Genomic DNA, 23,889 nt, shown 5'->3' with positions numbered 1-23,889 from the left:
TCCCTGAGATGTACAAGGCTGGAAGCGGGTCTGGCACAATGACGCCGTTCCGCTATGGAATTATCAGCCCCCGGGAGCCGCCATGTCCAAGCTCATGCTGCAAGTGCTGCCTGCCATGGAGGCGGTGGCGGCCTCCGACTGGAACGCCCTGACGGGTGACGACTACCCCTTCCTGCGCCACGAGTTCCTGCACGCCCTGGAGGCCAGCGGCTCGGTGAGCCCCGCCACCGGCTGGGTGCCGCGCCACCTGACTCTCTGGCAGGGCGACCGCCTGGTGGGGACGATGCCCCACTATCACAAGCACCACTCCTTCGGGGAGTACGTCTTCGACTGGAGCTGGGCCGACGCCTGGGAGCGAGCCGGCGGGCGCTACTACCCCAAGGGGCTCACCGCGATCCCCTATACCCCCGTGCCCGGGCCGCGGCTGGCGCTGGCGGAGGGGGTCGACCCCCTGGAAGCCCGCCGGCTGCTGGCCACGGCCTGGGAGGGCGATGGCAAGCAGGGCCCGCTCTCCAGCTGGCACCTGCTGTTCGCCGAGGAAGCCGAGGTGGCCGACTGGCAGGCGGCACGCCCCGGGCTGCTGGCCCGCCACGGGGTGCAGTTCCAGTGGCGGGACGCCGGCTACGGCGACTTCGAGGGCTTTCTGGCCGCCATGACCGCCAAGCGGCGCAAGGCGATTCGCCGCGAGCGGCGCCTCGTCGCCGATCAGGGGCTGACCCTGCACCGCCTGGAGGGCGAGGCCATCGATGAAGAGGCTCTCGAGCACTTCTTTCGCTGCTACGAGATCACCTACCTGGAGCGCGGGCGCCACGGCTACCTGACGGCGGACTTCTTCCGCCGCCTGCGCGCCGCCATGCCGGAGAGCCTGCTGCTGGTGCAGGCGAGACTGGCGGGAAAGCCGGTGGCGGCGGCCCTCTGCCTGCAGGGCTCGCGCACCCTCTTCGGCCGCTACTGGGGCAGCGAGGTGATGGCCGACTGCCTGCACTTCGAGGCCTGCTACTACCAGGGCATCGAGCACTGTCTGGCCCGGGGGCTCACCGCCTTCGACCCCGGCACTCAGGGGGAGCACAAGCTGACCCGAGGCTTCGCGCCGTGCCTGCTCACCTCCCTGCATCATATTGCCGATCCTCGCCTGCGCGACGCCGTGGCCCGCTTCTGCGCCGAGGAGCGCCCCCAGGTGCGGGCCTACTGCACCGCCGCCGAGCAGGCGCTGCCCTTCAGGGCGTGAGCGGGCCCGGCGATGGTGGCATAATGCCTGCCATTCATTTTCTCGCGACGGACGCTGTTCATGCTCAAGTGGTTGGCCATCGTGCTGCTGGTCCTGCTCGCCCTGCTTCAGTATCGCCTGTGGCTCGGGGAGGGCGGCGTGCGCGACCTCGGTGAGGTGCGCGAGCGGGTTGCGGCCCTGGAGGCGGCCAACAAGCCCCTGCGCGACCGCAACGCCCGCCTGGCCGCCGAGGTGCTGGACCTCAAGACCGGCCTGGACGCCATCGAGGAGCGCAGCCGCAGCGACATCGGCATGGTGCGCGCCGACGAGCACTTCTTCTGGGTGCCCGGCGTGGCGGTGGAGGCGACCCCGGTGGTCAACCCCGCGCCGGCGATGGGCCTGGAGGCCAGCCGATGAGCGAGACGCTGTGGCTGGTAGTGCCGGCGGCGGGGCAGGGCCGGCGCATGGGCGCCGACCGCCCCAAGCAGTATCTGGAGCTCGACGGCCGCCCGGTGCTGGCCCACACTCTGGCGCGGCTCCACGCCGCCTTTCCCGGGGCGCGGCTCTGCCTCTGCCTGGACCCGGATGACGACCGTTTCGAACCGGCCTGGGTGCCCTTCGCAGAGTGGCGCCGGGTGACCGGCGGCGCCGAGCGGGCCGATTCGGTGGCCAACGCCCTGGCGGCCATCGCCGCCGAGGCCGGTGACGATGATCTGGTGCTGGTGCACGACGTGGCCCGTCCCTGCGTCACCGTGGCCGACCTGCAGCGCCTCCGCGCCGCCCTGACGGACGACCCGGTGGGGGGGCTGCTGGCCGCGCCGGTGGCCGATACCATGAAGCGCGACGACGGCGCCGAGCGGGTGGCGAGCACCGCACCCCGGGCCGGGCTCTGGCACGCCCTGACCCCCCAGGGGTTTCGCTTCGGCCTGCTGCGCCGGGCCCTGGCCGCCGCCCTGGAGGCCGGGGTAACGGTCACCGACGAGGCCTCGGCGGTGGAAGCCCTAGGCCTCGCCCCGCGGCTGGTCAGCGGGCGTCGCGACAACCTCAAGATTACCCATCCCGAGGACCTGGCCCTGGCCGGGCAGATCCTGGCCGCCCAGCGCTCTTGCGCTGCGGGCCGGGCGGTCTCCTCGGGCCAGCCCGAGAGTGCGCCCAGTGGCGCCACGGAGAGATGATGCGCATCGGCCACGGCTTTGACGTCCACCGCTTCGGCGACGGCGACCACCTGATGATCGGCGGCGTTGCCGTTCCCTTTCACCACGGCTTTATCGCCCACTCCGACGGCGACGTGCTGCTCCACGCCATCAGCGATGCCCTGCTGGGGGCCTGCGCCCTGGGCGATATCGGCCGCCACTTCCCCGACACCGACCCGGCCTGGAAGGGTGCCGACAGCCGCATGCTGCTGCGCCATGTGGTGGCCCTGGTGCGGGAGGCCGGCTACCGGGTCGGCAACCTGGATGCCACGGTGATCGCCCAGGCGCCGAAGATGGCGCCGCATATCGCGGCCATGGCGGCCACTATCGCCGAGGACCTGGGCGTCGACGTCGGCGCGGTCAACGTCAAGGCCACCACCAGCGAGCGGCTGGGCTTTACCGGCCGCGGCGAGGGCATCGCCGCCGAGGCGGTGGCCCTGCTGCTGCCGCTAGAGAACGCCCATGGGTGAGGCGGCGGCGGAGGGCATCCTCTGGCCCCCGGCCTGGCCGCGGGTGCTCGATGCCGAGTTCGGGGCGCCGCCGGCCGGCGACTACCGGGCCCGCCCCGAGGATTTCCAGGTGGCCGAGGTGCTCGATTTCGCCCCGGAGGGGGAGGGCGAGCACCTCTGGCTGCATATCGAGAAGCGCGACCTGACCACCGCCATGGCGGTTCGCGAGCTGGCGCGGCTCTGCGAGGTCTCGCCCCGTGACGTGGGCTACTCCGGCATGAAGGACCGCGTGGCGGTGACCCGCCAGTGGCTCTCGGTGCAGCTGCCCGGCCGGGAGGCGCCGGCGGGGCTCACCGAGGCCCTGGCCGAGCGGGGCGTGCGCGTGCTCTCCGAGGCGCGCCACCCCCGCAAGCTCAAGCGCGGGGTGCATCGCGCCAACCGCTTCCGGCTGCGCCTCTCCGGTGCGGCGCTGGAGGACCCCGCCCTGGAGGCGCGCTGGCAGCGTCTGGTGGCGCAGGGGGTGGCCAACTATTTCGGCCCCCAGCGCTTCGGCCCCGACGGTCGCAACCTGCTGCGCGCCCGCTCCCTGCTGGCCCGTGGCTGGCGCAAGCGCGACGACCGCGACGGCATGCTGCTCTCGGCGGCGCGCAGCTTCCTGTTCAACGAGGGGCTGGCCGAGCGGGTCCGCGACGGCAGCTGGAATCGGCTGCTGCCGGGGGAGGTGGCGATCCTCGACGGTACCGCCAGCCAGTTCACCCTGGAGGCGCCCGATGCCGAGCTCGAGGCCCGTGCCGCCCGTCTCGACCTGCACCCAAGCGGCGTGCTCTGGGGCGTCGGCCGCTCGGTAGCCGAAGGCGAGGCCCTGGCCCTGGAGGCGCGGCTGGCGGAGCGCTATCCGTCGCTCTGTGACGGACTGGAGCGGGCCGGGGTTCGCCTGGGGCGGCGCGCCCTGCGGCTGCGCCTCGGCGAGCCGCGCCTGACCCGGGGCGAGGGCGAACTGTGGCTCGCCTTCAGCCTGCCCCGGGGCGCCTTCGCCACCGCCGTGCTGCGCGAACTGATTGCCCATCCCACCCTGTAAGGAGCCTGCGATGCGTCGACTACTGCTCTCCAATGACGATGGCGTGCACGCCCCGGGCCTGCGAGCGCTCTATGACGCCCTGTCGCCCCACGCGCGGCTGCGCGTGGTAGCCCCGGACCGCGACAAGAGCGGCGCCAGCAACTCCCTGACCCTGAGCCGTCCGCTATCGCTCACCGACATGGACAACGGCTTCTACAGCGTCGACGGCACCCCGGCGGACTGCGTCTACCTGGGGGTCAACGGGGTCTGGGACGAGAAGCCAGACCTGGTGATTTCCGGCATCAACCATGGCGGCAACCTGGGCGACGACGTGCTTTACTCCGGCACCGTAGCCGCCGCCATGGAGGGGCGTAACCTGGGGATGCCGGCCATCGCCATGTCGCTGACGGGGTCGCGCCACTTCGATACTGCCGGCCGAGTGGCGGCCAGCCTGGTGGGCGCCGCCGACCAGCTGTCGCTGCCGCCGCGCAGCCTGCTCAACGTCAATGTGCCCGACCTGCCCTGGGACGAGATCCAGGGCTTTCGGGTCACCCGGCTTGGCTATCGAGGGCCGGCATCGCGCCCGCTGGAGGTGCGCGACCCCCGCGGGCGGGTGCGCTGGTGGATCGCCGCCGCCGGCGAAAATGCCGATGACGGTCCCGACACCGACTTCGCCGCGGTCGAGGCGGGCTATGTTTCCATCACCCCGCTGCAGACCGACCTGACCCGGCATGCGGCCATCGGCGACGTGCAGGGCTGGCTGGATGCTCTCACCTGAACAACTCACGGAGCTGGTGCGTGGGGTCGGCATGACCTCCCAGCGCACCCGGGACCGCATGGTGGCGAGGCTCGCCGAGCAGGGCATCCGCGATGCGCGTGTGCTGGCGACCCTGGCCAGCGAGCCGCGCCACCTCTTCCTGGACGAGGCGCTCGCCCACCGCGCCTATGAGGACACCGCCCTGCCCATCGGTCAAGGCCAGACGCTCTCCCAGCCGTGGATGGTGGCGCGGATGACCGAGCTGGTGCTTGCGGCCGAGCCGGGCCGCGTGCTGGAGATCGGTACCGGCTCGGGCTACCAGACCCTGATCCTGGCGAGGCTGGTGCCGGAACTCTGGAGCATCGAGCGAATCAATGCCTTGCACCGGCGTGCCGCCGAGCGGCTGCGCCTGCTCGGGGCCCAGCAGGTTCACCTGCGGCTGGCCGACGGCGGCCACGGCTGGCCGGAAGCGGCTCCCTTCGATGTCATCCTGCTCACCGCCTGTGCCGGTGAGCTTCCCGCCCCCCTGCTGGCCCAGCTGGCCGACGGCGGGGTGTTGATAACGCCGCTGGCGGATTCCCGGGGGCGCCAGTGGCTGACCCGGGTGCGCCGCCAGGGGGACCACTATGAACGGCAGCGGCTCGAGGCGGTGCGTTTCGTGCCGCTGCTGGAAGGCGTCATTCGTTGAAAGGAGCTTGCGCTTGAAGCGTTACCCAGGAATCTTTCTCAGGGGCGCCGGAATGGGCGCCGCCGATGCCGTGCCCGGCGTCTCGGGGGGGACCATCGCCTTCGTGACCGGCATCTACGAGGAGCTGATCCACACCATCAAGCAGTTCGGCCCCAGCGCCTTCGTGGCCTGGCGTCGCGGTGGCCTGCCGCTGCTGATCGCCCACCTCAACCTGGGCTTCGTGATTCCGCTGCTGGCCGGCATCGCCGCCAGCCTGATCACGGTGGCGCACCTGGTGGTGTGGCTGATGGAAGACTACCCGCTGCTGCTCAACGGCTTCTTCTTTGGCTTGGTGGCGGCCTCGGCGCTGGTGGTCAGCCGCCACCCGCTGGACTGGCGTTGGTGGCATATCGCCCCGCTGGCGGCGGGGCTGGTGATGGCGCACTTCCTGCCCGCCCTGATGCCACTGATCACCCTGCTCGGCAGCCAGGAGATCATGCTGGTGGTAGGTGGCGCCATCGCCATCAGTGCGCTGCTGCTGCCGGGGGTCTCGGGCAGTTTCCTGCTGCTCACCATGGGGCTCTATGGCACCGTGATGCAGGGGATCCGCAGTTTCGATCTGGGGCTCATCGCCATCTTCGGGCTGGGCTGCCTGATCGGCCTGTTCTTCTTCTCGCGGCTGCTCTCCTGGCTGCTGCACCGCTTCCATGCCGGCACCCTGCAGCTCCTGGTGGGCTTTATCGTGGGGTCGCTGCCGGTACTCTGGCCCTGGCGTGAGCTGGTACGCTATCAGCTCGGCCCCGAAGGGCAGATGATTCCGCTGGACTACCGCTATCTCACCCCGAGCGACTTCGCCATGCTGACCGGCGAGCCGTCCCAGCTGACGGGCGTGGTGGCACTGATGCTGGCCGGGGCGGCCCTGGTGCTGCTGCTGGATCGCACGAGCCGACCGGCCGCTGCGAGCACGCCCCGCGGGGCGAACAAGGAGGATGCTTCCGATGCGTAAGGCAATGATGATTTCTGCGCTGGCCCTGGCCGTGGCCGGCTGTGCCGCCCAGCAGGGCGAGGCGCCCCAGGTGCAGGTGCGCGACCTCTCTGCGAGCCGGGAGCAGTCTAGCGCTTCTCACTACACGGTAGAGGCGGGAGATACCCTCTATGGCATCGCCTGGCGCCACAACCTGGACTACCGCGATCTGGCACGCATCAACCGTATTGGCCCGCCCTACCAGATCTACCCCGGCCAGCGCCTGGTGCTGGATCCTGATGGTCCAGCGCCCTCTCGGGACGGAGCCACCACCGAGGTGGCCGCGAGCCGTGGCGTAGTGGCGACGCCCCTGGGTGGCGCCCGCTCCCCCGCCGAGGAGAGCGGCAGCATGGAGTGGCTGCTGCCGGACGGCTCCGTCGAGCAGGGACGCAGCTTTGCTGCCCAGCCTCTGGATGCGGCCGATGGCCCGAGCCAGGGCGCGCTGGAGAGCGCCGCGGAGGCGGCCGGCGGCACGGCCGCTCCGGGACCCATTCCTCGCCGCGACGCCGACGAGACGCCGGCGCGCGCGCCGGTCGTCGAGCCGGAGCCGGCCCGAGAGGTGGCGGCTGCCGAGCCGGCGCCCGCTCCCCAGCCGGAACCGGAATCGGAGCCGGAGCCCGCGCCGGCGGCCGCGCCGGAGCCGGAAGTCGGCACCGCGGTGGCGGGTGGCAGCCAGGCTCCGGACCGCTCCTCGCGCACCTATACACCGGTGGATGAGGTGAACTGGCGCTGGCCCGCCGACGGCGAGGTCGTGGGCCGCTTCGGCGAGGGCGGCAGCATCACCGCCGGGATTGATATCGCCGGGCAAAAGGGGCAACCTGTCAGAGCCGCCGGACCGGGTATCGTCGTCTACGCCGGCAGCGGGGTGCGGGGCTACGGTAACCTTATTCTGCTCAAGCACAACGACGAATACCTGAGCGCCTACGCGCACAATGACTCCCTGCGCGTCCGCGAGAATGACGTGGTCGAGGCCGGGGAGGTGATCGCCACCATGGGCGATAGCGATGCCGAAGACGTGCGGCTGCACTTCGAGGTGCGCCGGAATGGGCAGCCTCAGGACCCCCTGAACTACCTGCCGTCCCGCTGAGTGCTCGGTGGCCGGCGCACCGGCGGGGTGTCACACAATAATAATCATGAGCGCCGATGCTCTTCCCAGGGCGTCGGCGCCGGGACGCAACCACAGGGTAGCCATCGATGAGCATGCTTGAACGGGACCTTCAGGATGTGAATCTCGACACGCTCGAGGAGAAGGAAGACGAGAGTGTCGACGAGCTGGATGACGATCGCAGCGAGGCGGAGAGCAGCCGCGACGAAGAGGCCTTCGAGAAGGCGCTCAGTCGCGAGGATCGCTACAGCAATCACAGCCTTGACGCCACTCAGATCTACCTCAACGAGATCGGCTTCTCGCCGCTGCTGACCCCGGAAGAGGAGGTCTACTATGGCCGCCTCGCCCGCAAGGGGGATCCGGCCGGCCGCTCGAGGATGATCGAGTCCAACCTGCGTCTGGTGGTCAAGATCGCCAGGCGCTACCTCAACCGCGGCCTGTCGCTGCTCGACCTGATCGAAGAGGGCAACCTCGGCCTGATCCGCGCCGTGGAGAAGTTCGACCCCGAACGCGGCTTCCGCTTCTCTACCTACGCCACCTGGTGGATCCGCCAGACCATCGAGCGGGCCCTGATGAACCAGACCCGCACCATTCGTCTGCCCATCCACGTGGTCAAGGAGCTCAATATCTACCTGAGGGCGGCCCGGGAGCTGACCCAGAAGCTCGACCACGAGGCCACCGCCGATGAGATTGCCGACTACCTCGACAAGCCGGTGGAGACCGTCAAGAAGATGATGGGGCTCAACGAGCGGATCTCCTCGGTGGACTACCCGGTGGGAGGCGACAGCGACAAGCCGCTGATCGAGACCCTGGCCGACGACAACGAGGTCGGCCCCGAGTCCTCCCTGCTCGACGGGGATGTCAAGCAGCACGTCGACGACTGGCTCGCCGAGCTCACCGAGAAGCAGATGGAGGTGGTGGTACGCCGCTTCGGGCTGCGCGGCCACGAGGCGGCCACCCTGGAGCAGGTGGGCGAGGAGATCGGCCTGACCCGGGAGCGGGTGCGTCAGATCCAGGTGGAGGCGCTCAAGAAGCTGCGCCGGGTGCTCGACAAGCAGGGGCTCTCGCTGGATTCCATCTTCGAATGAACCGCGCTTGCCGATTTCCTGCATGCTGCCCTGTCAGCCTGTGGAGGAAATCGGCCCGTACACAGGAACTGCCACGCCCATGCCTCGCCCGACCCTGACTCGCCTGACGCTCCGTCCACTTGCTCTGCTGGTGGGGCTGGCCGTGGTCGGCCCCGCCCAGGCCACCGACCTCTGGACCGTGGCCCGGGATGCCCTGGAGAACGACGCCTCCCTGGCGGCGGCCCGTTCGGGCTTCTCCGCCGTGGAGGCGGGGCGCGACGTCCAGCGCGGCACCCTGCTGCCCCAGGTGAGCCTGGGGGGCAGCCTCAGCCATAGCCGCACCTACCAGAGCCAGTCCGGGGAGAGCCAGGCGGGCGGGGTGACGCAGCCGGGTAGCGGTGCCGGTGGCGACGATGACGTCAACAGCCTAGGCATCAATCTCGACGCCAGCCAGGCCCTCTATGATCCGGCGCGGCGCGCCCAGCTCACCCAGGCGGAGCGCCGGGTCGACCGCGAAGCGCTGTCGCTTGCAGTGGCCGAGCAGCAGCTGCTGCTGGAGGTGGCCGAGGCCTACTTCGAGATCCTGCGCGCCCACGATATCCTCTCGGCGCGCCGCTCCCAGGAGACCGCCATCGAGCGCCAGCTGGAGCAGGCTCGGGAGCGCTTCGAGGTGGGCCTGATCGCCATCACCGAGGTGCACGAGGCCCAGGCCTCCTTCGACCTGGCCCGCGCCCAGCGGATCGCCGCCGAGAGTGCCATGCAGGTGAGCTTCGAGGCCCTGGAGCGCCTCACCGGCCAGCGCTACCAGAGCATCGACGGCCTGGCCGAGGAGATTCCCATCGCCCCGCCGGAGCCCGTGGACCGCGGCGACTGGGTCGAGCTCGCCATGGCCAACAGCCCCATGCTGCAGATGGCCGAGGCCGGCATCGAGGTGGCCCGCAGCGAGCTGGAGGTCTCCCGGGCCGGCCAGCTGCCGCGCCTGGAGGCCTTCGCCGCCTACGACTACTCGGATAACGACCGTAGCGGCGTCTCGGGCTACAACTCCGGCAGCCAGCTGGGGCTGCGTGCCAGCATGCCACTCTATACCGGCGGCAGCACCCAGGCGCAGATTCGCCAGAGCGGCTTCGCCCTGGAGGTCTCCCAGTACGACTTCGAGGCCCAGCGGCGCGACACCGTCCAGCAGGTGCGCTCCCTGTTCACCCGGGTGACCAACGACGTGGAGACCGTGGAGGCCCGCGCCCAGGCCATCGTCTCCAACCGCAGCGCCCTGGAGGCGACCCGCTCGGGCTACGAGGTGGGCACCCGCAACATCGTCGACGTGCTCAACGCCGAGCGCAACCTGTTCAATGCCATCGCCGATCACGCCGAAGCGCGCTACGACTATGTGCTGGGCCTGCTGCGCCTGCAGCAGCAGGCAGGCCTGCTCGACGCCGCGTCGATCCAGGCGGTCAACGCCTGGCTCCAGGCGGAGAGCGCGGTCTCCCTGGAGCTGCCCGCCGTGGGTAACCAGGACCCGGTGATGAATATCGGGGCGCGCCCTCGGTCGCCTTCGTGATGTTGTCCTGATAAGCCTGTTTTTTACAGAGCTGCTTGCCAGAAACCACCAGTGATTTGGTGGTTTCTTTCATGAAAGAGCCGGCGTGGGCATGGATAATGCCATATCTGTCTCTGCCACTCTTCCAGGATCCGCCATGGCCCGGCCGCTGATCGCCGATATCGACCTCGACGCCCTGCGTCACAACTACCGTCTCGCCTGCTCTCTGGCGCCGGACAGCCGCGCCGTTGCGGTGCTCAAGGCCGACGGCTACGGCCACGGTGCCGTGGCCTGTGCACGCGCCCTGGAGGATCTTGCCCCGGCCTTTGCGGTGGCCTGCATCGAGGAGGCGGTGACCCTGCGCGAGGCGGGCATCGCCACGCCCATCGTGCTGCTGGAGGGGATCTTCGAGGCCAGCGAGCTCGAGCAGGTGGAGGCGCTGGGCCTGTGGATGGCGGTGCATAGCGACTGGCAGCTGGAGGCGCTGCTGGCGCGCCGACCGGCCCGGCCGATTCCGGTGTGGCTCAAGGTAGACTCCGGCATGCACCGCCTGGGCTTTCCCCCCGAGGCGGCGAAAGCGGCCTGGCGTCGCCTGGCGGCGGCGCCCGACCATGCCTGCGACCTGCAGCTGATGAGCCACTTCGCCACCGCGGATCTCACCGATACCGGCTACTTCACCCGACAGATGGAGCGCCTGCGGGAGCTGGCCGAGGGGCTCGAGGCGCCGCTCTGCCTGGCCAACTCGCCGGCGACCCTGGCGCGCCCCGAGGCCGCGGGCGCCTGGCACCGTCCGGGGGTGATGCTCTACGGCAGCGACCCGCTGGAGGCCGCCAGCGTGGAGAGCCAGCGCCTCGCGCCGGTGATGACCCTGCGCTCGGCGATCATCGCCGTGCGCGAGCTGCCCGCCGGCGAGCCGGTGGGCTATGGCGGGCGCTGGATCACCCCGCGGCCGTCGCGCATCGGCGTGGTGGCCTGTGGCTACGGCGACGGCTACGACCGCCACGCCGTGGACGGCACCCCGGTGCTGGTAGCGGGGCAGCGCGCGGCCGTGGCCGGCAAGGTCTCCATGGACATGATGACCGTGGATATCACCGACGTCCCCGAGGCCGACATCGGCAGCGAGGTGGTGCTCTGGGGGCGTGCCGCCAACGGCGAGCTGCTCGGGGTGGACGAGGTGGCCCGCCACTGCGACACCATCAGCTACACCCTGCTCACCGGGGTGCTGCCCCGGGTGCCGAGGCGGTATCATGGAGGCCACTGCTCCTAACGAACGTCACAGAGGGCTTCCACCTCCATGAGCCGGAAACGCTACCCCGATTCCTTTGTCCATCCCCGTTTCTGGCCCACCTGGTGTGCCATTGGCCTGATGCATCTCGCCGCCTGGCTGCCCTGGCGGCTCAAGCTCTGGATCGGCAAGGGAATTGGCCTTGCCGCCTGGCGCCTTGCCCGGCGCCGGCGGCATATCACCGAGACCAACCTGCGGCTCTGCTTTCCCGAGCTGGATGACGACCGGCAGGCGCGCCTGGTCAGGGAGACCTTTGTCGCCAACGGCATCGGCATCATGGAGACCGCCACCGGCTGGTGCCGCGACCCCGAGCATCTTCGCCATCGCGTCACCTACAAGGGCGAGCACCATCTGGCCGCCGCCCAGGCGGAAGGGAAAGGAGTGCTGGTGGTGGGGATCCACTTCTCGACCCTGGATCTGGGAGGCGCCCTGCACTCGCTCTTCTTTCCGGCCGACGTGGTCTATCGGCCCCACGACAATCCGCTCTTCGAGCGTTTCATGACCCGGGCGCGCAACCGCATCTTTGGGCGTGCCATCGACCGTCATGACCTGCGCGGCGTGGTGCGTCGCATCAAGGCGGGCCATATCGTCTGGTACTCTCCGGACCAGGATTTCGGCCGCGACGTCAGCGTTTTCGCCCCCTTCTTCGGCGTGGAGGCGGCCAGCATCAAGCTGACTGCCAAGATCGCGCGCATGACCGGGGCGCCTGTGGTGCCGCTGATGTTCCACCGCAACCCCGACAACCGCACCTACACCATCGAGTGCCATCCGCGTCTGGAGCCCTTTCCCACCGGCGACGATGTGGCCGACGCCGCCCGGGTCAACGCCTTTATCGAAACGGCAATCCGCAAGCACCCCGAGCAGTATCTCTGGCTGCACCGCCGCTTCAAGACCCGCCCCGAAGGCGCGGAAAGCCTGTATTGAAGCGCTGGGCGTGTCGCTGCGAGGCAACGTATTTTTCTTTATGGTTTCCGTTCGCTACCAAGCGTAACTTGTTATTCTGTCGTCCAGCGGCAAGGCTGTAAGGGGAGCGTGGGGCGCAGGCTGGCCCCACTGGATCACCGGATATCCCCGGAAAAGGAGGTTTCCATGCTTGGCAACGCCATGCTGTTCCTGATCATCGCCATTATCGCCGGCGTTCTCGGCTTCACCGGCATCGCCGGGGTGGCTACCTCGATCGCCCAGATCCTCTTCGTGCTGTTCCTGATCCTCTTCGTAGTGTCGCTGCTCTTCGGACGACGCTGATGCCATAAGAAAACCCCACAACCGAGAAGGTGTGTGGGGTTTTCTCTTGCCGCTTAAAGCTTAAAGCTGAGAGCTTAGAGCTCCGGCGAAGCCGGTCAGGCGTCGATGCGCTTGTACTTCATGCGATGCGGGGTGTCATCGCCCACGCGCTTCCTGTGGTCCGCCTCGTACTCGGCGTAGTTGCCCTCGAAGAACTCCACGTGGGAGTCCCCCTCGAAGGCCAGGATGTGAGTCGCGATGCGGTCGAGGAACCAGCGGTCGTGGGAGATCACCATGGCACAGCCGGGGAAGGCCAGCAGGGCTTCCTCCAGGGCGCGCAGGGTCTCGATATCCAGGTCGTTGGAGGGCTCATCGAGGAGCAGCACGTTGGCGCCCTGCTTCAGGGTCTGGGCCAGCTGCAGGCGGCCGCGCTCACCGCCGGAGAGCTCGTTGAGGCGCTTCTGCTGGTCGTTGCCCTTGAAGTTGAAGCGACCCACGTAGGCTCGCGAGGAGACCTCGTAGCCGTTGATGTTGAGCATGTCCTGGCCGTCGGAGACCGCCTCCCACACCGTCTGCTTGTCGTCGAGGCCGTCGCGCAGCTGCTCCACGTAGGCGACATCGACGGTATCGCCGATCACCACCTCGCCGGCGTCGGGCTGCTCCTTGCCGGTGATCAGCTTGAACAGGGTCGACTTGCCCGCGCCGTTGCCGCCGACGATACCGATGATGGCACCCTTGGGCACGGTGAAGGAGAGGTCCTCGTAGAGCAGCTTGTCATCGAAGGCCTTGGAAACACCGTGGAACTCGATGACCTTGTCGCCCAGGCGCGGACCGGGCGGAATGTAGATCTCGTTGGTCTCGTTGCGCTTCTGGAAGTCGCCGGACTGCATCTCCTCGAAGCGGTTGAGGCGCGCCTTGCTCTTGGCCTGGCGGCCCTTGGCGTTGGAGCGCACCCACTCCAGCTCCTGCTTGATGGCCTTGTTCTTCGAGGCCTCCTGCTTGGCCTCCCGGGCCAGGCGCTGCTCCTTGGCCTCGAGCCAGCCGGAGTAGTTGCCCTCGAAGGGAATGCCCTGGCCGCGGTCGAGCTCGAGGATCCAGCCGGCCACGTTGTCGAGGAAGTAGCGGTCGTGGGTGATCGCCACCACGGTGCCGTTGTAGTCGTGCAGGAAGCGCTCCAGCCAGGCCACCGACTCGGCGTCCAGGTGGTTGGTGGGCTCGTCGAGCAGCAGCATGTCGGGGCTGGAGAGCAGCAGGCGGCAGAGCGCCACCCGGCGCCGTTCGCCGCCGGAGAGGTGACCCACGCGGGCCTCCCAGGGCGGCAGGCGCAGGGCCTCGGCGGCCACCTCGAGCTTGCGCTCCAGGTTATGGGCGTCGGCGGCCTCGATGATGTTCTCCAGGCGCGCCTGCTCGGTGGCCAGGGCGTCGAAGTCGGCGTCCGGCTCGGCGTAGGCGGCATAGACGGCGTCGAGCTTCTCCTGGGCCTCCTTGATGGCGCCCAGCGCTTCCTCGACGGTCTCGCGGACGTTCTTGTCGTCGTCGAGCTCCGGCTCCTGAGGCAGGTAGCCGACGTTGATGCCCGGCATGGGGCGCGCCTCGCCCTCGAACTCGGTGTCGACCCCGGCCATGATGCGCAGCAGGGTCGACTTGCCCGAGCCGTTGAGGCCCAGCACGCCGATCTTGGCACCCGGGAAGAAGGAGAGGGAGATATCCTTGAGGATCTGCTTCTTGGGGGGCACGATCTTGCCCACCCGGTTCATGGTGAAGACGTATTGCGCCATGGGAACCCGTCGGTTGGAGGATGTTCAGTGGCCACGATGATAGTGGCCACTGCAGGCAAAGGCCAGCCGGGGCCCTACTCCTCCTCGTCGATGGCCCAGTCATCCTCGATGGCGCGGCGCAGCCGGCGCTCCTCGAGCAGCGCTTCGACGCGGCGTCGAGCGCGCAGGGTATCGGCACGGTTGGTGCGGGGACGAGAGTACTCCTCGTCATTCACCGCTTCGGAAAAGTCTGCCTCGTCATCGAGGCTCGGTTCGAGAAGGTGTTCACGGCCCATGCGACGTCCTCCCATGGCCAGAGTCGACTGCCGTCGACGCATCACGCAATCGCTTCTCGTCCGCTGTGACCACCGGGGGCGGAACCCGAAGCGCCCAGGCAGCAACGAGGCTGCCTGGGCGCTATATATCGTTACCGGCGCGGAAGCACAAGCCCCCGGCGAGACTTTTTCTCACCGCTCGGCTATGGTCGCCTCACTCCAGACCGTACTCGGTCTTGAGGCGCTCGAGCTCCAGCTGGGCCTCCACCCGCTCGGTGACATCCTTCTGCACCCCGATGTAGTAGGTGAGGTTATCGTCGTCGTCATGCACCGGCGTGATGGAGAGCTCGTTCCAGAACAGGGTGCCGTCCTTGCGGTAGTTGCGCAGCACGGTGCGGCAGGGGCGCCCCTCGGCGATGGCCTGGCGGATGGTGGCCAGCCCCTCCTGATCGCGGTCCTCGTTCTGCAGGAAACGACAATCCTGATAGAGGATCTCGTCGGCGCTGTAGCCGGTCAGACGCTCGAAGCCCTTGTTCACGTAGATCAGGATATTCTCGTCGCCTTCCTGCTCGGCGACCACGATGCCGTCCTCCGAGGCATCGACGATGCGCTCGAGCAGGTCCGGGCTGATCAGGGGAGATCGTTTCATTCTGGGCGTTCCTGTCGCGGATCCAGTCCTGGTCGCCCTGTCGGGCGACATGGGTGCTGCTTGGTTCATTACATCATGGCCAGGCGGCCAGCGGATTTCAACGCGGCGATCCGCCTATTCCACCTCGGGCAGGCGGCTGGCGCTGGCCGCCGCGGTCAGCGCCATCAGCGCCAGCGCTACCATCAGCGCCGCGCTGCCGAGCCACTGGGCGAGGGCACCTACGGCGCCACCCACCGCCAGCATCAGCACCCCGGTAATGGTGTTGGAGAGCGCCACATAGAGGGCGCGCCTGTCGCTGCCGGCCATGTCGACGATATAGGTCTTGCGGCCCAGGCGCACGCCGGAGTGGATGATCACCAGCAGCGCATAGACGACCGCATAGGGCCACACGGTCTGGCTCCAGGCCCCGGGCAGCCAGGCGATGGCGGCGGCCAGCAGGCAGCAGGCCGCCGCCCCGAGGCCCGCATCGCGCATCACCCGGCGGCTGGAGACGTCGGCGCGCTTGCCCCACACCGGGCTCGCCACCATGCCGGCAAGCCCGGAGACCACGATCAGCACCCCGAGGCCGCCAAGCTCGGTGCCGCTCTGCTGCTGGCCGAGCAGCGCCACATAGGGCAGCGCCAGGGCGCTGGCCAGCAGCAGGGCCCGGGAGAGGTTGAAGTGCAGGAAGCCGCGATCCTCGCGCAGCAGGCGCAGGCCCAGCTTGATGCTGTCCCAGGCGTTCTCGCCGCCCTCCACGGCGCCGGGGGTCTCCGCAATGCGCGCCGCGCAGAGGGCGTTGAGGGCCCAGCCCAGGGCGGCGATGCCCAGCAGCACCGCCAGGGCCAGCTCCCCCGGACGGTCGCCGAAGAGCATCAGCACGGCACCGGCGGCCAGGGTCACGGCGCCGGCCACGCTGCCGCTCCAGCCCATCAGGGTGCCGCGGCGCTGCTTGCTGATGGTCTTGCCGAGCACGTCCTTGGTGGCCACCGAGGAGAGGCCCCGGGCGAGCGACAGCGCCACCAGCACCAGGAGCACCAGGCCGCCGCCGACGCCGCCCGAGCCGAACAGCGCCAGCAGGGCGAGCAGGGCCGCGGCCGCCGCCTGGAGCAGCCCGCCCGCCACCCAGACCCACTTGCGCTCGGGCCTCAAGCGAATGAAGCCCGCCACGAAGAGCTGGGGGAGCAGGGCGCCGGCCTCGCGGATCGGTACCAGCAGGCCCACCATCCAGAGCGGGGCGCCGATCACCCCCATCAGCCAGGGCAGCACCAGCCGAGCGCTGGAGAGCTCGTCGGCCAGCTTGTTGCCCAGCGACGCCACCAGATGGAGGAAGAAGTTGCGCGGCTGCTCGTCGCAGGCCTCGTCCGGAATGTCCTTGCACATCCGGCTGTCCTCGTCGCCGGTCAGCCACTCGTAGAGGCGGGACTGGCTGATCTCGGGTGCGGCCATGGGGGTTCCTCGCTGGTAGCTGGTAGAATGTTTCGCTCATATTGTCGCGACAGGGAGGCCGCCGTGTCACTCATCTGTCGGCGGGAGACTCATTCATGCGTTTGACCCCTGAGCAGGTCGCTATCATTCATGAGACGGTTGCCGAGATGCTGGGTCAGGAGGCGCGCGTTTACCTGTTCGGCTCTCGGGTCGATGATCGTTGCCGCGGCGGCGATATCGATCTCTACATCGAGCTGCCGGTCCTGGCCGAGCGCCGCTCGCGGCTGCAGGTGCAGCTGCAGCGCCGGCTCTGGGAGCGCCTGGGCCCCAGGCGTATCGATCTGCTGATTCGTGCGCGTGATGAGGCGCTGCGGCCGATACATCGCGATGCCTTGGAGCAGGGAGTGAGACTTTGACCACGACGGCCAATGCCATTCTGGAGGAGCAGCTTCAGGTGGCGGAACGCATGCTGCATCATCTGCACCGCTCCTGGGAGGCGGTTCAGCCAGATCTCCCCATGCAGGCGGATGGGGTGCGCCGGCTGGATGATGACGCCATCGACAGGCTGGACCTCTTCCTGAGCCGCTTCGGCAAGCTGCAGGACTTCATGGCCGGCAAGCTGTTCCGGGCGCTGGCGCGGGCCAGCCTGGAAGATACCGGCGGCGATATCTCTCTGCTGGATACCCTGAACCGCATGGAGAAGTTCGGTGTGCTGCTCGCCGTCGATGACTGGCTTGAAGTGTGCCAGCTGCGCAACGCCTTTGCCCATGAGTATCTGACGGATGGCGCCGCCATCGCCGAGAACATCAATGCGGCGGCGCGCCTCTATCCTCTATTGCCGGACACCCTTGAACGCTGCCGCGACTTCCAGGCGCGGCACATTCTGAGGGTGTCCGGAAACGCTGACCCGTGACCCGTGACGGTCAGGCGATGCTCTACGGCCTCGGCGCCGTGGCGCTCTGGTCCACCGTGGCCACCGCCTTCAAGGTGGCCCTGGGCTACATGTCGCCGCTCGAGCTGATGTGGCTCGCTTCCCTGGTCTCCTGGGCGCTGATCGGTGCCCTGGTCATGCGCCAGGGGCTCGCCGGCCAGGCGCTGCGCCACGGCTGGCGCACCGCGGCCTGGGCGGGGCTGATGAACCCAGTGGCCTACTACCTGGTGCTGTTCGGCGCCTATGACCGCCTGCCGGGGCAGGAGGCCATGGCGCTCAACTACACCTGGGCGCTGGCCATGGCTTTCCTGGCGGTGCCGCTGCTCGGCCAGCGGCTGACCCGCATCGACGTGCTGGCCGGCCTGATCGCCTACGGCGGCGTCTGGGTGATCGCCACCCGGGGGGCGGTGTTCGACGTGGCCTTCGCCGACCCCCTGGGGGTCGCCATGGCGCTCGCCTCGACCCTGATCTGGGCGCTCTACTGGCTGCTCAACGCCCGGGACCATCGCCCGCCGCTGGTGGCCCAGTGGCAGAACTTCAGCGTCGGGGTGCCGGTGCTCACGGCGCTGCTGCTGGCCGGGCCAGGCCTGCAGTGGCACGGCTGGCCGGGGCTCTCTGCAGGCGTCTACGTGGGGCTCTTCGAGATGGGCATCGCCTTCGTGCTCTGGCAGCTCGCCGTGCACCGGGTATCGCGCACGGCGAAGGTCTCCAACCTGATCTTCCTCTCGCCGCCGGTATCGCTGCTGCTGCTCTTCCTGGTGGTGGGGGAGCCGATCCTTCCCTCGACCCTGATCGGCCTGGTCCTGATCCTCGGCGGCCTGGCCCTGCAGCAGTGGCAGAAGGCGCCGGCCCCGGTCAGCCAGCCCTGAACGACGCCGCGCCCGGCGTCACTCCTGGGCGGCCAGCCTCAGGTTGCTCTCTTCCAGCAGGGCGGCGAGCTCGGGCCAGACGTTCTCGAGGATGAGCGGCTGGGCCTCGGCGGTGGGGTGGATGCCGTCGCGCTGCATCAGATGCTCCTCGAGGGCCACGCCCTCCAGCAGGAAGGGCACCAGGGGCAGGTCGTACTCGTCGGCCAGGCGGTGGTAGACCCCGGTAAAGGCGTCGCGATAGGCCTGGCCGTAGTTGGGCGGGATGTCGATGCCCAGCAGCAGCACCCGGGCCGCGGCCTCCTGGCTCGCCTCGATCATGCGCCGCATGTTGGCTTCGAATTGGCTCGGGGGCAGGCCGCGCAGGCCGTCGTTGCCGCCCAGCTCGAGCAGAACGATGTCCGGGGCGTGCTGTCCGAGAAGCTCGGGCAGCCGGCTTGCCCCGCCGCCGGAGGTCTCGCCGCTGATGCTGGCGTTGACCACCCGCGCCTTTTCGTCGAGGCGCGCTTCCAGCAGACTGACCCAGCCCTCGTCGGCCTCGATGCCGTAGGCCGCGCTCAGGCTGTCGCCCATCACCAGCAGGGTGGGGCGCTCCTCGGCCTGGACGGCCGTCGCCGTCGCCGTCAGCGCCAGGAACAGGAGCAGCAGCAGGGCGGTGAATCGACGCAACGCACTCTCAGGGAATCCCTTCAACATGAACGATACCTCTCGCATGGACATGACGCCGATTCTACACGCCGAGCACCTGACCAAGCAGGTAAGGAGCGGCGACCGGCAGCTCACCATTCTGAGTGACCTGGCCCTCTCGGTGTTCCCCGGCGAGACGGTGGCGATCCTCGGTCAGAGCGGCGCGGGCAAGTCGACCCTGCTGGGGCTGCTGGCGGGGCTCGACCTGCCGAGCAGCGGGGCTCTCGAGATGTTCGGCCAGTCCCTGGCGGCCCTGGACGAGGATGGCCGGGCCCGCCTGCGCGCCGGCCGGGTAGGCTTCGTGTTTCAGAACTTTCAGCTGCTGCCGACCCTGACGGCGCTGGAGAACGTGATGCTGCCCCTGGAGCTCTCGCCCCAGGCCGGCACCGAGGCCAGGGCCCGGGAGTGGCTCGAGCGGGTGGGGCTGGGCGAGCGCCTGGACCACCTGCCCAAGCAGCTCTCCGGCGGCGAGCAGCAGCGGGTCGCCCTGGCCCGGGCCTTCGTCACCGGCGCCGAGCTGGTGTTCGCCGACGAGCCCACCGGCAACCTCGACCCGGATACCGGCGAGCGCATCATCGAGGCCCTCTTTACGCTCAACCGCGAGGCCGGCACCACCCTGGTGCTGGTCACCCACGACCACGCCCTGGCGCGGCGCTGCGACCGCTGCCTGCGCCTGGACCACGGTCGCCTGGAGGCGCTCGAGCTCGACGAGGTGAGCGCATGAGCCTGACCGCCCTGCGCCTGGCGCGCTTCTCGGCCCGGGGGCTCACTCGCGACCTGCGTGCCCCCGACGTGCGGGCCCTCTTCGTGGCGCTCGCCCTGGCGGTGGCCGCCTCCACCATGATCGGCTTCTTCCTCGACCGCCTGGACCGCGGCCTGACCCGCCAGGCGAGTCAGATCCTGGGTGGTGACCTGGTGCTGGAGCAGGGTCGCCCCTTCGAGGCGGAGCTTCGCCAGACCCTGGAGGAGGCCGGCCTGGTGCTCAGCGACCAGGTGGGCATGGTCTCCATGGTCAGCCTGGAGGATGCCTTCCAGCCGGCCAGCCTCAAGGCGGTGGATCGCCGCTATCCGCTCTACGGCAGCGTCACGGTCGACCTGGGCGACGGGCCCGAGGTGCTGGCGCGGGGGCCGGCCCCGGGGGAGGCCTGGCTGGCGCCGCGCCTGGCGGTGCTGCTCGACGCCGAGCTCGGCGATCGGGTGCGCGTCGGGGAGCTCGAGCTGAGCGTGGCGGGGCTGATCGAGCGTGAACCCGATCAGTCCGGCGGCTTTGCCAACTTCAACCCGCGCCTGATGCTGCATATCGACGACCTGGCGGCGACCCAGCTGGTACAGCCGGGCTCCCGGGTCTCCCATGAGTTGCTCGCCGCCGGGCCGCCGGACATCATCGACGGCCTCTCCCCGCTGCTCGCCGAGCTGCGCCGTGACGGCGTGGAGGTGCGCGACGTGCGCCGGGATCGCCCCCAGCTCGGCAACGCCCTGGAGCGCGCCGAACGCTACCTGAGCCTGGCCGGGCTCGCCGCCGTGCTGCTGGCCGGGGTGGCGGTGGCCATGGCCACCCGGCGCTACGTGGACCGCCACCTGGACACGGCGGCGCTGATGCGCTGCTTCGGCGCCACCCAGCGCGAGCTGATCCGCGTCTTCAGCCTGCAGCTCCTGTGGCTGGCGCTGGCCGCCTCGGCGGTGGGGGCGCTGCTGGGGCTCGCCGGCCAGGCGGCGCTCTTGGCCCTGCTCACCGCCATCCTGCCCATGGAGCTGCCCCCGCCCGGCGTGATGCCGCTGTGGCTCGGCGCGCTCACTGCCCTGGCGGTGCTGGCGGGCTTCGCCGGCCCGACCCTGCTGCGCCTGAAGAAGGTGAGCGCCCTCAAGGTGCTGCGCCGGGAGCTCGACCCCCTGCCGGCCTCGGCCTGGGCGGTGGTAGCAGTGGCCAGCGCCGTCTTCGGTGCCCTGCTGTGGCTCTACTCCGGGGATCTCGGCCTCTCGGTCGGGCTGCTGCTCGGCGGGCTCATCATGCTGGTGGTGCTCTGGGGGCTCGGCTCCCTGCTGCTCGGCGGCGTGCTGCGTCTGGCCTCCCGGCTGCCCCGTCGTGGCGGCGACGACCTCACCCAGGCGCTGCGCCTGGGCGGGGCCCAGCTGGCCCGGCGGCGCACCGCGAGCCTCGGCCAGCTGCTGGCCTTCTCGGTCACCTTCTTCGCCATGGCGATGATCGCCCTGGTGCGCGGCGACCTGCTGACCACCTGGGAGGCCCAGCTGCCGGAGGACACCCCCAACTACTTCGCCATCAATATCCAGCCCCACGAGCGCGAGGGTTTCGAGGCGGCCCTGGGCGACGCCGCGGACGCCCGCAGCGCCCTCTACCCCATGGTGCGCGGGCGCATCACCGCCATCAACGACATGGCCCCCCGGGACGCCGTGCCCTCGGACGCCCGGGGCGACAACACCCTGCGCCGGGAGCTTAACCTCACCTGGCGGGAGACCCTGCCCGAGGGCAACCGCCTGGTGGCGGGGCAGTGGTTCGATGACCTGGAGGGCGCCGAGCCCGGCGGCTGGCTGGGCGAGGTGGCCGCGGAGCCTGCCCAGGCGCGGGTGCCGATCTCGGTGGAGGATGGGCTGGTGGAACGCTTCGGCCTGGCGCTGGGCGATACCCTGACCTTCACCATCGGCGGCCAGGAAATCGTCGGCGAGATCGCGAGCCTGCGCGACCTGGACTGGGACAGCTTCCGGCCCAACTTCTTCGTGATCTTCCCCCCCGGGGTTCTGGAGGGCTTCGGTCACAGCTACATCACCGCCTTCCACCTGGATGCCGAGGAGCGCGAGGTGCAGCGGGGCCTGGTCCGGGACTTCCCCGGGGTGACCCTGCTCAACGTCGACGCCATCCTCGCCCAGGTGCGCGACCTGCTGACCCAGGTGACCCGCGCCGTGGAGCTGGTGCTCGGCTTCGTGCTGCTGGCCGGCGTCAGCGTGCTCTATGCGGCGCTGACCGCCAGCCGGCCGGTGCGCGCCCACGAGAGCGGCCTGCTGCGGGTCTTCGGCGCCGGCAACCGCATGCTCTCCCGGGTGCAGGGGGCGGAGTTCGCTATCCTGGGGTTTGCCAGCGGCCTGATGGGGGCGCTGCTGGCTGAGCTTGCCACCGCGGCCCTCTACCTGGCCTGGCTCGACCTGACGCCGCGCCTGCACGGCTGGCTCTGGCTGGCGCTGCCCCTGGGCGGGGCGCTCTTGGTCGGCGTCATCGGCCACCTGCTCTCCCGCGGCCTGCGCCGCCAGGCCCCGGCGGCGAGCCTGGGCCTGCTGGGCGAGACCTGAGAGCCTGGGGCGAGGAGGCGACCATGCAGAAGGAGACCCTGCGCTACCGGCTGCTGGAGGCACAGCTCGACCTGGCGCGCCGTCAGGAGCGCGCAGTGATCCTGCTGCTCACCGGCCATGCCGCCACCCACAAAGGAGCGGTGGTCAACCGGCTCAACCACTGGCTGGAGAACCGCCACACCGAGGTGCACGCCCTAGGGCCCAGCAGCGAGGAGCAGTCGCGTCCCTACTGGTGGCGCTACTGGCGCCGGGTGCCCGAGCGCGGCCGCGTCGGCATCTTCATCCACGGCTGGTACGGCGATGCGCTCTTCGCCCGGGCCGAGCGGCGGCTCTCGCCCGGTGCCTTCCAGGACCGCCTGGCGGAGATCCGCGCCTTCGAGGCGGCGCTGGCCGCCGAGGGGGTGGTGCTGCTCAAGCTGTGGAGCGACATCGGCCGTCGCGAGCAGCGCCGCCACCTGGTCGAGCTGCAACAGGACCCGGCCACCGCCTGGCAGGCGGGGGTCAGCGAGTGGCAGCGCCACGGCCAGCATGCGGCCATCGAGGCCCTGGGGAGGCGCCTGCGCGACGACACCGAGGCCCCGCATGCCCCCTGGCAGCGGCTGCCCTTTCGCGAGCCCGGGGAGCAGCTCTTCCGGGTCGGCCGGGCCCTGCTGAACACCCTGGAGAGCTCGGCGGCTCCGCCCGAGACAGCCCTTGGTGACCTGCCGGAGGAGGCCGCCGGGGTGCCCTCCCTGGGCCGGGGGGAGGCGCCGGCGCCGCTCAAGAAGGCGGCCTACCGCGACCGGCTGGCCCGGGAGCAGGCGCGCCTGGCCCTCAACGCCCGGGAGGCGGCCCGGCGGCGCATTCCGGTGGTGGTCGTCTTCGAGGGGCACGACGCGGCGGGGAAGGGCGGCAGCATTCACCGGGTCACCGCGGCCCTGGATGCCCGCCAGTACCGGGTGCACCGGATCGCCGCCCCCAGCGACGAGGAGCGCCTGCGTCCCTGGGCCTGGCGCTTCTGGCGCCGGCTGCCGGCGGACGGGCGCGTCGCCCTCTTCGACCGCTCCTGGTACGGGCGCGTGCTGGTGGAGCGAGTGGAAGGGCTGGCCCGGGAGGCCCAGTGGCAGCGCGCCTTCGGCGAGATTACGCAGTTTGAACAGCAGCTGCTGGCGCATGGCGGGGTGCTGATCAAGCTCTTCCTCGCCATTGACAAGGACGAGCAGCTCCGGCGCTTCGAGGCCCGCGCCGCCACGCCCCACAAGCGCCACAAGCTCACCGACGAGGACTGGCGCAACCGCGAGCGCTGGGACGACTACCGGGGCGCCATCGACGAGATGTTCGCCCGCACCCACCTGCCCGGCGCCGAATGGACCCTGGTCGCCTGCGACGACAAGCGCCGGGCCCGGCTGGCGGTGCTGGCCACGGTCAACGAGCGGCTGGAAGCGCGGCTCGTCCAGGGAGCTTGAGCA

25 protein-coding genes are annotated in these 23,889 nt (G+C 69.9%); 20 read left to right on the top strand and 5 right to left on the bottom strand.

Annotated features, from left to right (window positions below):
* Window positions 1–82: 82 nt before the first annotated feature.
* The 14 genes from NHL60_RS14235 (at window position 83) to NHL60_RS14170 (ending at window position 12,590) form a co-directional block, all read left to right on the top strand.
* Window positions 83–1,228: a GNAT family N-acetyltransferase gene (locus NHL60_RS14235; protein WP_253444723.1), complete on the top strand. Its 1,146-nt coding sequence runs from the start codon at window positions 83–85 to the stop codon at window positions 1,226–1,228.
* 60 nt (window positions 1,229–1,288) lie between these two features.
* Entirely contained in the window at window positions 1,289–1,624 is a 336-nt protein-coding gene (gene ftsB, locus NHL60_RS14230; protein WP_253444720.1) for a cell division protein FtsB, read from the top strand.
* Window positions 1,621–2,382, top strand: coding sequence for a 2-C-methyl-D-erythritol 4-phosphate cytidylyltransferase (gene ispD, locus NHL60_RS14225; protein ID WP_253444717.1), 762 nt, complete (start codon window positions 1,621–1,623; stop codon window positions 2,380–2,382). Before ftsB ends, ispD begins: the two co-directional genes overlap by 4 nt.
* A complete protein-coding gene (gene ispF, locus NHL60_RS14220; protein WP_301271066.1) occupies window positions 2,382–2,870 on the top strand; it encodes a 2-C-methyl-D-erythritol 2,4-cyclodiphosphate synthase in 489 nt (162 codons plus the stop codon). Before ispD ends, ispF begins: the two co-directional genes overlap by 1 nt.
* Window positions 2,863–3,927: a tRNA pseudouridine(13) synthase TruD gene (gene truD / locus NHL60_RS14215; RefSeq protein ID WP_253444711.1), complete on the top strand. Its 1,065-nt coding sequence runs from the start codon at window positions 2,863–2,865 to the stop codon at window positions 3,925–3,927. Before ispF ends, truD begins: the two co-directional genes overlap by 8 nt.
* Before the next feature lie 10 nt (window positions 3,928–3,937).
* Window positions 3,938–4,684, top strand: a complete 747-nt coding sequence (gene surE, locus NHL60_RS14210) for a 5'/3'-nucleotidase SurE (protein ID WP_253444708.1) — start codon at window positions 3,938–3,940, stop codon at window positions 4,682–4,684.
* Complete coding sequence (locus NHL60_RS14205; RefSeq protein WP_253444705.1) at window positions 4,671–5,351, top strand: protein-L-isoaspartate(D-aspartate) O-methyltransferase; 681 nt, start codon at window positions 4,671–4,673, stop codon at window positions 5,349–5,351. The genes surE and NHL60_RS14205 overlap by 14 nt, the downstream gene beginning before the upstream one ends.
* 13 nt (window positions 5,352–5,364) lie before the next feature.
* A complete protein-coding gene (locus NHL60_RS14200) occupies window positions 5,365–6,336 on the top strand; it encodes a DUF368 domain-containing protein (RefSeq protein WP_253444702.1) in 972 nt (323 codons plus the stop codon).
* The gene (locus NHL60_RS14195) at window positions 6,329–7,441 is read left to right on the top strand and encodes a peptidoglycan DD-metalloendopeptidase family protein (RefSeq protein ID WP_253444699.1); all 1,113 of its coding nucleotides are present in this window, start codon (window positions 6,329–6,331) and stop codon (window positions 7,439–7,441) included. The genes NHL60_RS14200 and NHL60_RS14195 overlap by 8 nt, the downstream gene beginning before the upstream one ends.
* 107 nt (window positions 7,442–7,548) lie before the next feature.
* On the top strand, window positions 7,549–8,547 hold the full coding sequence (rpoS, locus tag NHL60_RS14190) for an RNA polymerase sigma factor RpoS (protein ID WP_253444696.1): 999 nt from the start codon (window positions 7,549–7,551) through the stop codon (window positions 8,545–8,547).
* Between the two features lie 79 nt (window positions 8,548–8,626).
* Window positions 8,627–10,081 carry a TolC family outer membrane protein gene (locus NHL60_RS14185; protein WP_253444693.1) on the top strand — a complete coding sequence of 485 codons (1,455 nt, stop codon included), beginning with the start codon at window positions 8,627–8,629 and terminating at the stop codon, window positions 10,079–10,081.
* Between the two features lie 136 nt (window positions 10,082–10,217).
* On the top strand, window positions 10,218–11,327 hold the full coding sequence (alr, locus tag NHL60_RS14180) for an alanine racemase (protein ID WP_253444690.1): 1,110 nt from the start codon (window positions 10,218–10,220) through the stop codon (window positions 11,325–11,327).
* Between the two features lie 27 nt (window positions 11,328–11,354).
* On the top strand, window positions 11,355–12,269 hold the full coding sequence (gene lpxL, locus NHL60_RS14175) for an LpxL/LpxP family Kdo(2)-lipid IV(A) lauroyl/palmitoleoyl acyltransferase (protein WP_253444688.1): 915 nt from the start codon (window positions 11,355–11,357) through the stop codon (window positions 12,267–12,269).
* A 165-nt stretch (window positions 12,270–12,434) separates the two neighbouring features.
* On the top strand, window positions 12,435–12,590 hold the full coding sequence (locus NHL60_RS14170; RefSeq protein ID WP_253444685.1) for a DUF1328 domain-containing protein: 156 nt from the start codon (window positions 12,435–12,437) through the stop codon (window positions 12,588–12,590).
* A gap of 95 nt (window positions 12,591–12,685) precedes the next feature.
* Here the strand turns inward: NHL60_RS14170 and ettA are convergent, their stop codons facing one another.
* The 4 genes from ettA to NHL60_RS14150 form a co-directional block, all read right to left on the bottom strand.
* Entirely contained in the window at window positions 12,686–14,347 is a 1,662-nt protein-coding gene (gene ettA / locus NHL60_RS14165; RefSeq protein ID WP_253444682.1) for an energy-dependent translational throttle protein EttA, read from the bottom strand.
* Between the two features lie 74 nt (window positions 14,348–14,421).
* Window positions 14,422–14,622 (bottom strand): PA3496 family putative envelope integrity protein, encoded by a 201-nt coding sequence (locus NHL60_RS14160; RefSeq protein WP_253444679.1) that lies wholly within the window; start codon window positions 14,620–14,622, stop codon window positions 14,422–14,424.
* A 193-nt stretch (window positions 14,623–14,815) separates the two neighbouring features.
* Entirely contained in the window at window positions 14,816–15,250 is a 435-nt protein-coding gene (locus tag NHL60_RS14155) for a PAS domain S-box protein (protein WP_253444676.1), read from the bottom strand.
* 114 nt (window positions 15,251–15,364) lie between these two features.
* Window positions 15,365–16,678 carry an MFS transporter gene (locus tag NHL60_RS14150; RefSeq protein ID WP_253444673.1) on the bottom strand — a complete coding sequence of 438 codons (1,314 nt, stop codon included), beginning with the start codon at window positions 16,676–16,678 and terminating at the stop codon, window positions 15,365–15,367.
* 95 nt (window positions 16,679–16,773) lie between these two features.
* Here NHL60_RS14150 and NHL60_RS14145 point away from each other — a divergent pair, with 95 nt between their 5' ends.
* The 3 genes from NHL60_RS14145 to NHL60_RS14135 are packed head-to-tail and all read left to right on the top strand — an operon-like array spanning window position 16,774 to window position 18,457.
* Entirely contained in the window at window positions 16,774–17,073 is a 300-nt protein-coding gene (locus tag NHL60_RS14145; protein WP_253444670.1) for a nucleotidyltransferase domain-containing protein, read from the top strand.
* Entirely contained in the window at window positions 17,070–17,570 is a 501-nt protein-coding gene (locus NHL60_RS14140; protein WP_253444667.1) for a hypothetical protein, read from the top strand. The genes NHL60_RS14145 and NHL60_RS14140 overlap by 4 nt, the downstream gene beginning before the upstream one ends.
* Complete coding sequence (locus tag NHL60_RS14135; protein ID WP_253444664.1) at window positions 17,567–18,457, top strand: DMT family transporter; 891 nt, start codon at window positions 17,567–17,569, stop codon at window positions 18,455–18,457. The genes NHL60_RS14140 and NHL60_RS14135 overlap by 4 nt, the downstream gene beginning before the upstream one ends.
* Before the next feature lie 18 nt (window positions 18,458–18,475).
* Here the strand turns inward: NHL60_RS14135 and NHL60_RS14130 are convergent, their stop codons facing one another.
* Window positions 18,476–19,027, bottom strand: coding sequence for an arylesterase (locus NHL60_RS14130; RefSeq protein WP_253452211.1), 552 nt, complete (start codon window positions 19,025–19,027; stop codon window positions 18,476–18,478).
* 121 nt (window positions 19,028–19,148) lie between these two features.
* On the opposite strand from NHL60_RS14130, the gene NHL60_RS14125 reads away from it, so the two are divergent.
* The 3 genes from NHL60_RS14125 to NHL60_RS14115 are packed head-to-tail and all read left to right on the top strand — an operon-like array spanning window position 19,149 to window position 23,886.
* Window positions 19,149–19,865 (top strand): ABC transporter ATP-binding protein, encoded by a 717-nt coding sequence (locus NHL60_RS14125; RefSeq protein ID WP_253444661.1) that lies wholly within the window; start codon window positions 19,149–19,151, stop codon window positions 19,863–19,865.
* A complete protein-coding gene (locus NHL60_RS14120) occupies window positions 19,862–22,441 on the top strand; it encodes an ABC transporter permease (RefSeq protein ID WP_253444658.1) in 2,580 nt (859 codons plus the stop codon). Before NHL60_RS14125 ends, NHL60_RS14120 begins: the two co-directional genes overlap by 4 nt.
* Window positions 22,442–22,464: 23 nt before the next feature.
* On the top strand, window positions 22,465–23,886 hold the full coding sequence (locus NHL60_RS14115) for a polyphosphate kinase (protein ID WP_253444655.1): 1,422 nt from the start codon (window positions 22,465–22,467) through the stop codon (window positions 23,884–23,886).
* Window positions 23,887–23,889: the final 3 nt, after the last annotated feature.

The sequence above is a fragment of the Halomonas sp. Y3 genome, assembly GCF_024137965.1.
Classification (GTDB): Bacteria; Pseudomonadota; Gammaproteobacteria; order Pseudomonadales; family Halomonadaceae; genus Halomonas; species Halomonas mongoliensis.
The sequence above is the reverse complement of the archived record's forward strand: the minus strand, read 5'-3'. Positions and strand labels throughout refer to the sequence as shown.

Excerpts from the sequence above, each read along its gene's own strand:
- NHL60_RS14235 (WP_253444723.1), top strand. The coding sequence starts at position 83 with ATGTCCAAGCTCATGCTGCAAGTGCTGCCTGCCATGGAGGCGGTGGCG.
- ftsB (WP_253444720.1), top strand. The coding sequence starts at position 1,289 with ATGCTCAAGTGGTTGGCCATCGTGCTGCTGGTCCTGCTCGCCCTGCTT.
- ispD (WP_253444717.1), top strand. The coding sequence starts at position 1,621 with ATGAGCGAGACGCTGTGGCTGGTAGTGCCGGCGGCGGGGCAGGGCCGG.
- ispF (WP_301271066.1), top strand. The coding sequence starts at position 2,382 with ATGCGCATCGGCCACGGCTTTGACGTCCACCGCTTCGGCGACGGCGAC.
- truD (WP_253444711.1), top strand. The coding sequence starts at position 2,863 with ATGGGTGAGGCGGCGGCGGAGGGCATCCTCTGGCCCCCGGCCTGGCCG.
- surE (WP_253444708.1), top strand. The coding sequence starts at position 3,938 with ATGCGTCGACTACTGCTCTCCAATGACGATGGCGTGCACGCCCCGGGC.
- NHL60_RS14205 (WP_253444705.1), top strand. The coding sequence starts at position 4,671 with ATGCTCTCACCTGAACAACTCACGGAGCTGGTGCGTGGGGTCGGCATG.
- NHL60_RS14195 (WP_253444699.1), top strand. The coding sequence starts at position 6,329 with ATGCGTAAGGCAATGATGATTTCTGCGCTGGCCCTGGCCGTGGCCGGC.
- rpoS (WP_253444696.1), top strand. The coding sequence starts at position 7,549 with ATGAGCATGCTTGAACGGGACCTTCAGGATGTGAATCTCGACACGCTC.
- NHL60_RS14185 (WP_253444693.1), top strand. The coding sequence starts at position 8,627 with ATGCCTCGCCCGACCCTGACTCGCCTGACGCTCCGTCCACTTGCTCTG.
- alr (WP_253444690.1), top strand. The coding sequence starts at position 10,218 with ATGGCCCGGCCGCTGATCGCCGATATCGACCTCGACGCCCTGCGTCAC.
- lpxL (WP_253444688.1), top strand. The coding sequence starts at position 11,355 with ATGAGCCGGAAACGCTACCCCGATTCCTTTGTCCATCCCCGTTTCTGG.
- NHL60_RS14170 (WP_253444685.1), top strand. The coding sequence starts at position 12,435 with ATGCTTGGCAACGCCATGCTGTTCCTGATCATCGCCATTATCGCCGGC.
- ettA (WP_253444682.1), bottom strand. The coding sequence starts at position 14,347 with ATGGCGCAATACGTCTTCACCATGAACCGGGTGGGCAAGATCGTGCCC.
- NHL60_RS14160 (WP_253444679.1), bottom strand. The coding sequence starts at position 14,622 with ATGGGCCGTGAACACCTTCTCGAACCGAGCCTCGATGACGAGGCAGAC.
- NHL60_RS14155 (WP_253444676.1), bottom strand. The coding sequence starts at position 15,250 with ATGAAACGATCTCCCCTGATCAGCCCGGACCTGCTCGAGCGCATCGTC.
- NHL60_RS14150 (WP_253444673.1), bottom strand. The coding sequence starts at position 16,678 with ATGGCCGCACCCGAGATCAGCCAGTCCCGCCTCTACGAGTGGCTGACC.
- NHL60_RS14145 (WP_253444670.1), top strand. The coding sequence starts at position 16,774 with ATGCGTTTGACCCCTGAGCAGGTCGCTATCATTCATGAGACGGTTGCC.
- NHL60_RS14130 (WP_253452211.1), bottom strand. The coding sequence starts at position 19,027 with ATGGGCGACAGCCTGAGCGCGGCCTACGGCATCGAGGCCGACGAGGGC.
- NHL60_RS14125 (WP_253444661.1), top strand. The coding sequence starts at position 19,149 with ATGAACGATACCTCTCGCATGGACATGACGCCGATTCTACACGCCGAG.
- NHL60_RS14120 (WP_253444658.1), top strand. The coding sequence starts at position 19,862 with ATGAGCCTGACCGCCCTGCGCCTGGCGCGCTTCTCGGCCCGGGGGCTC.
- NHL60_RS14115 (WP_253444655.1), top strand. The coding sequence starts at position 22,465 with ATGCAGAAGGAGACCCTGCGCTACCGGCTGCTGGAGGCACAGCTCGAC.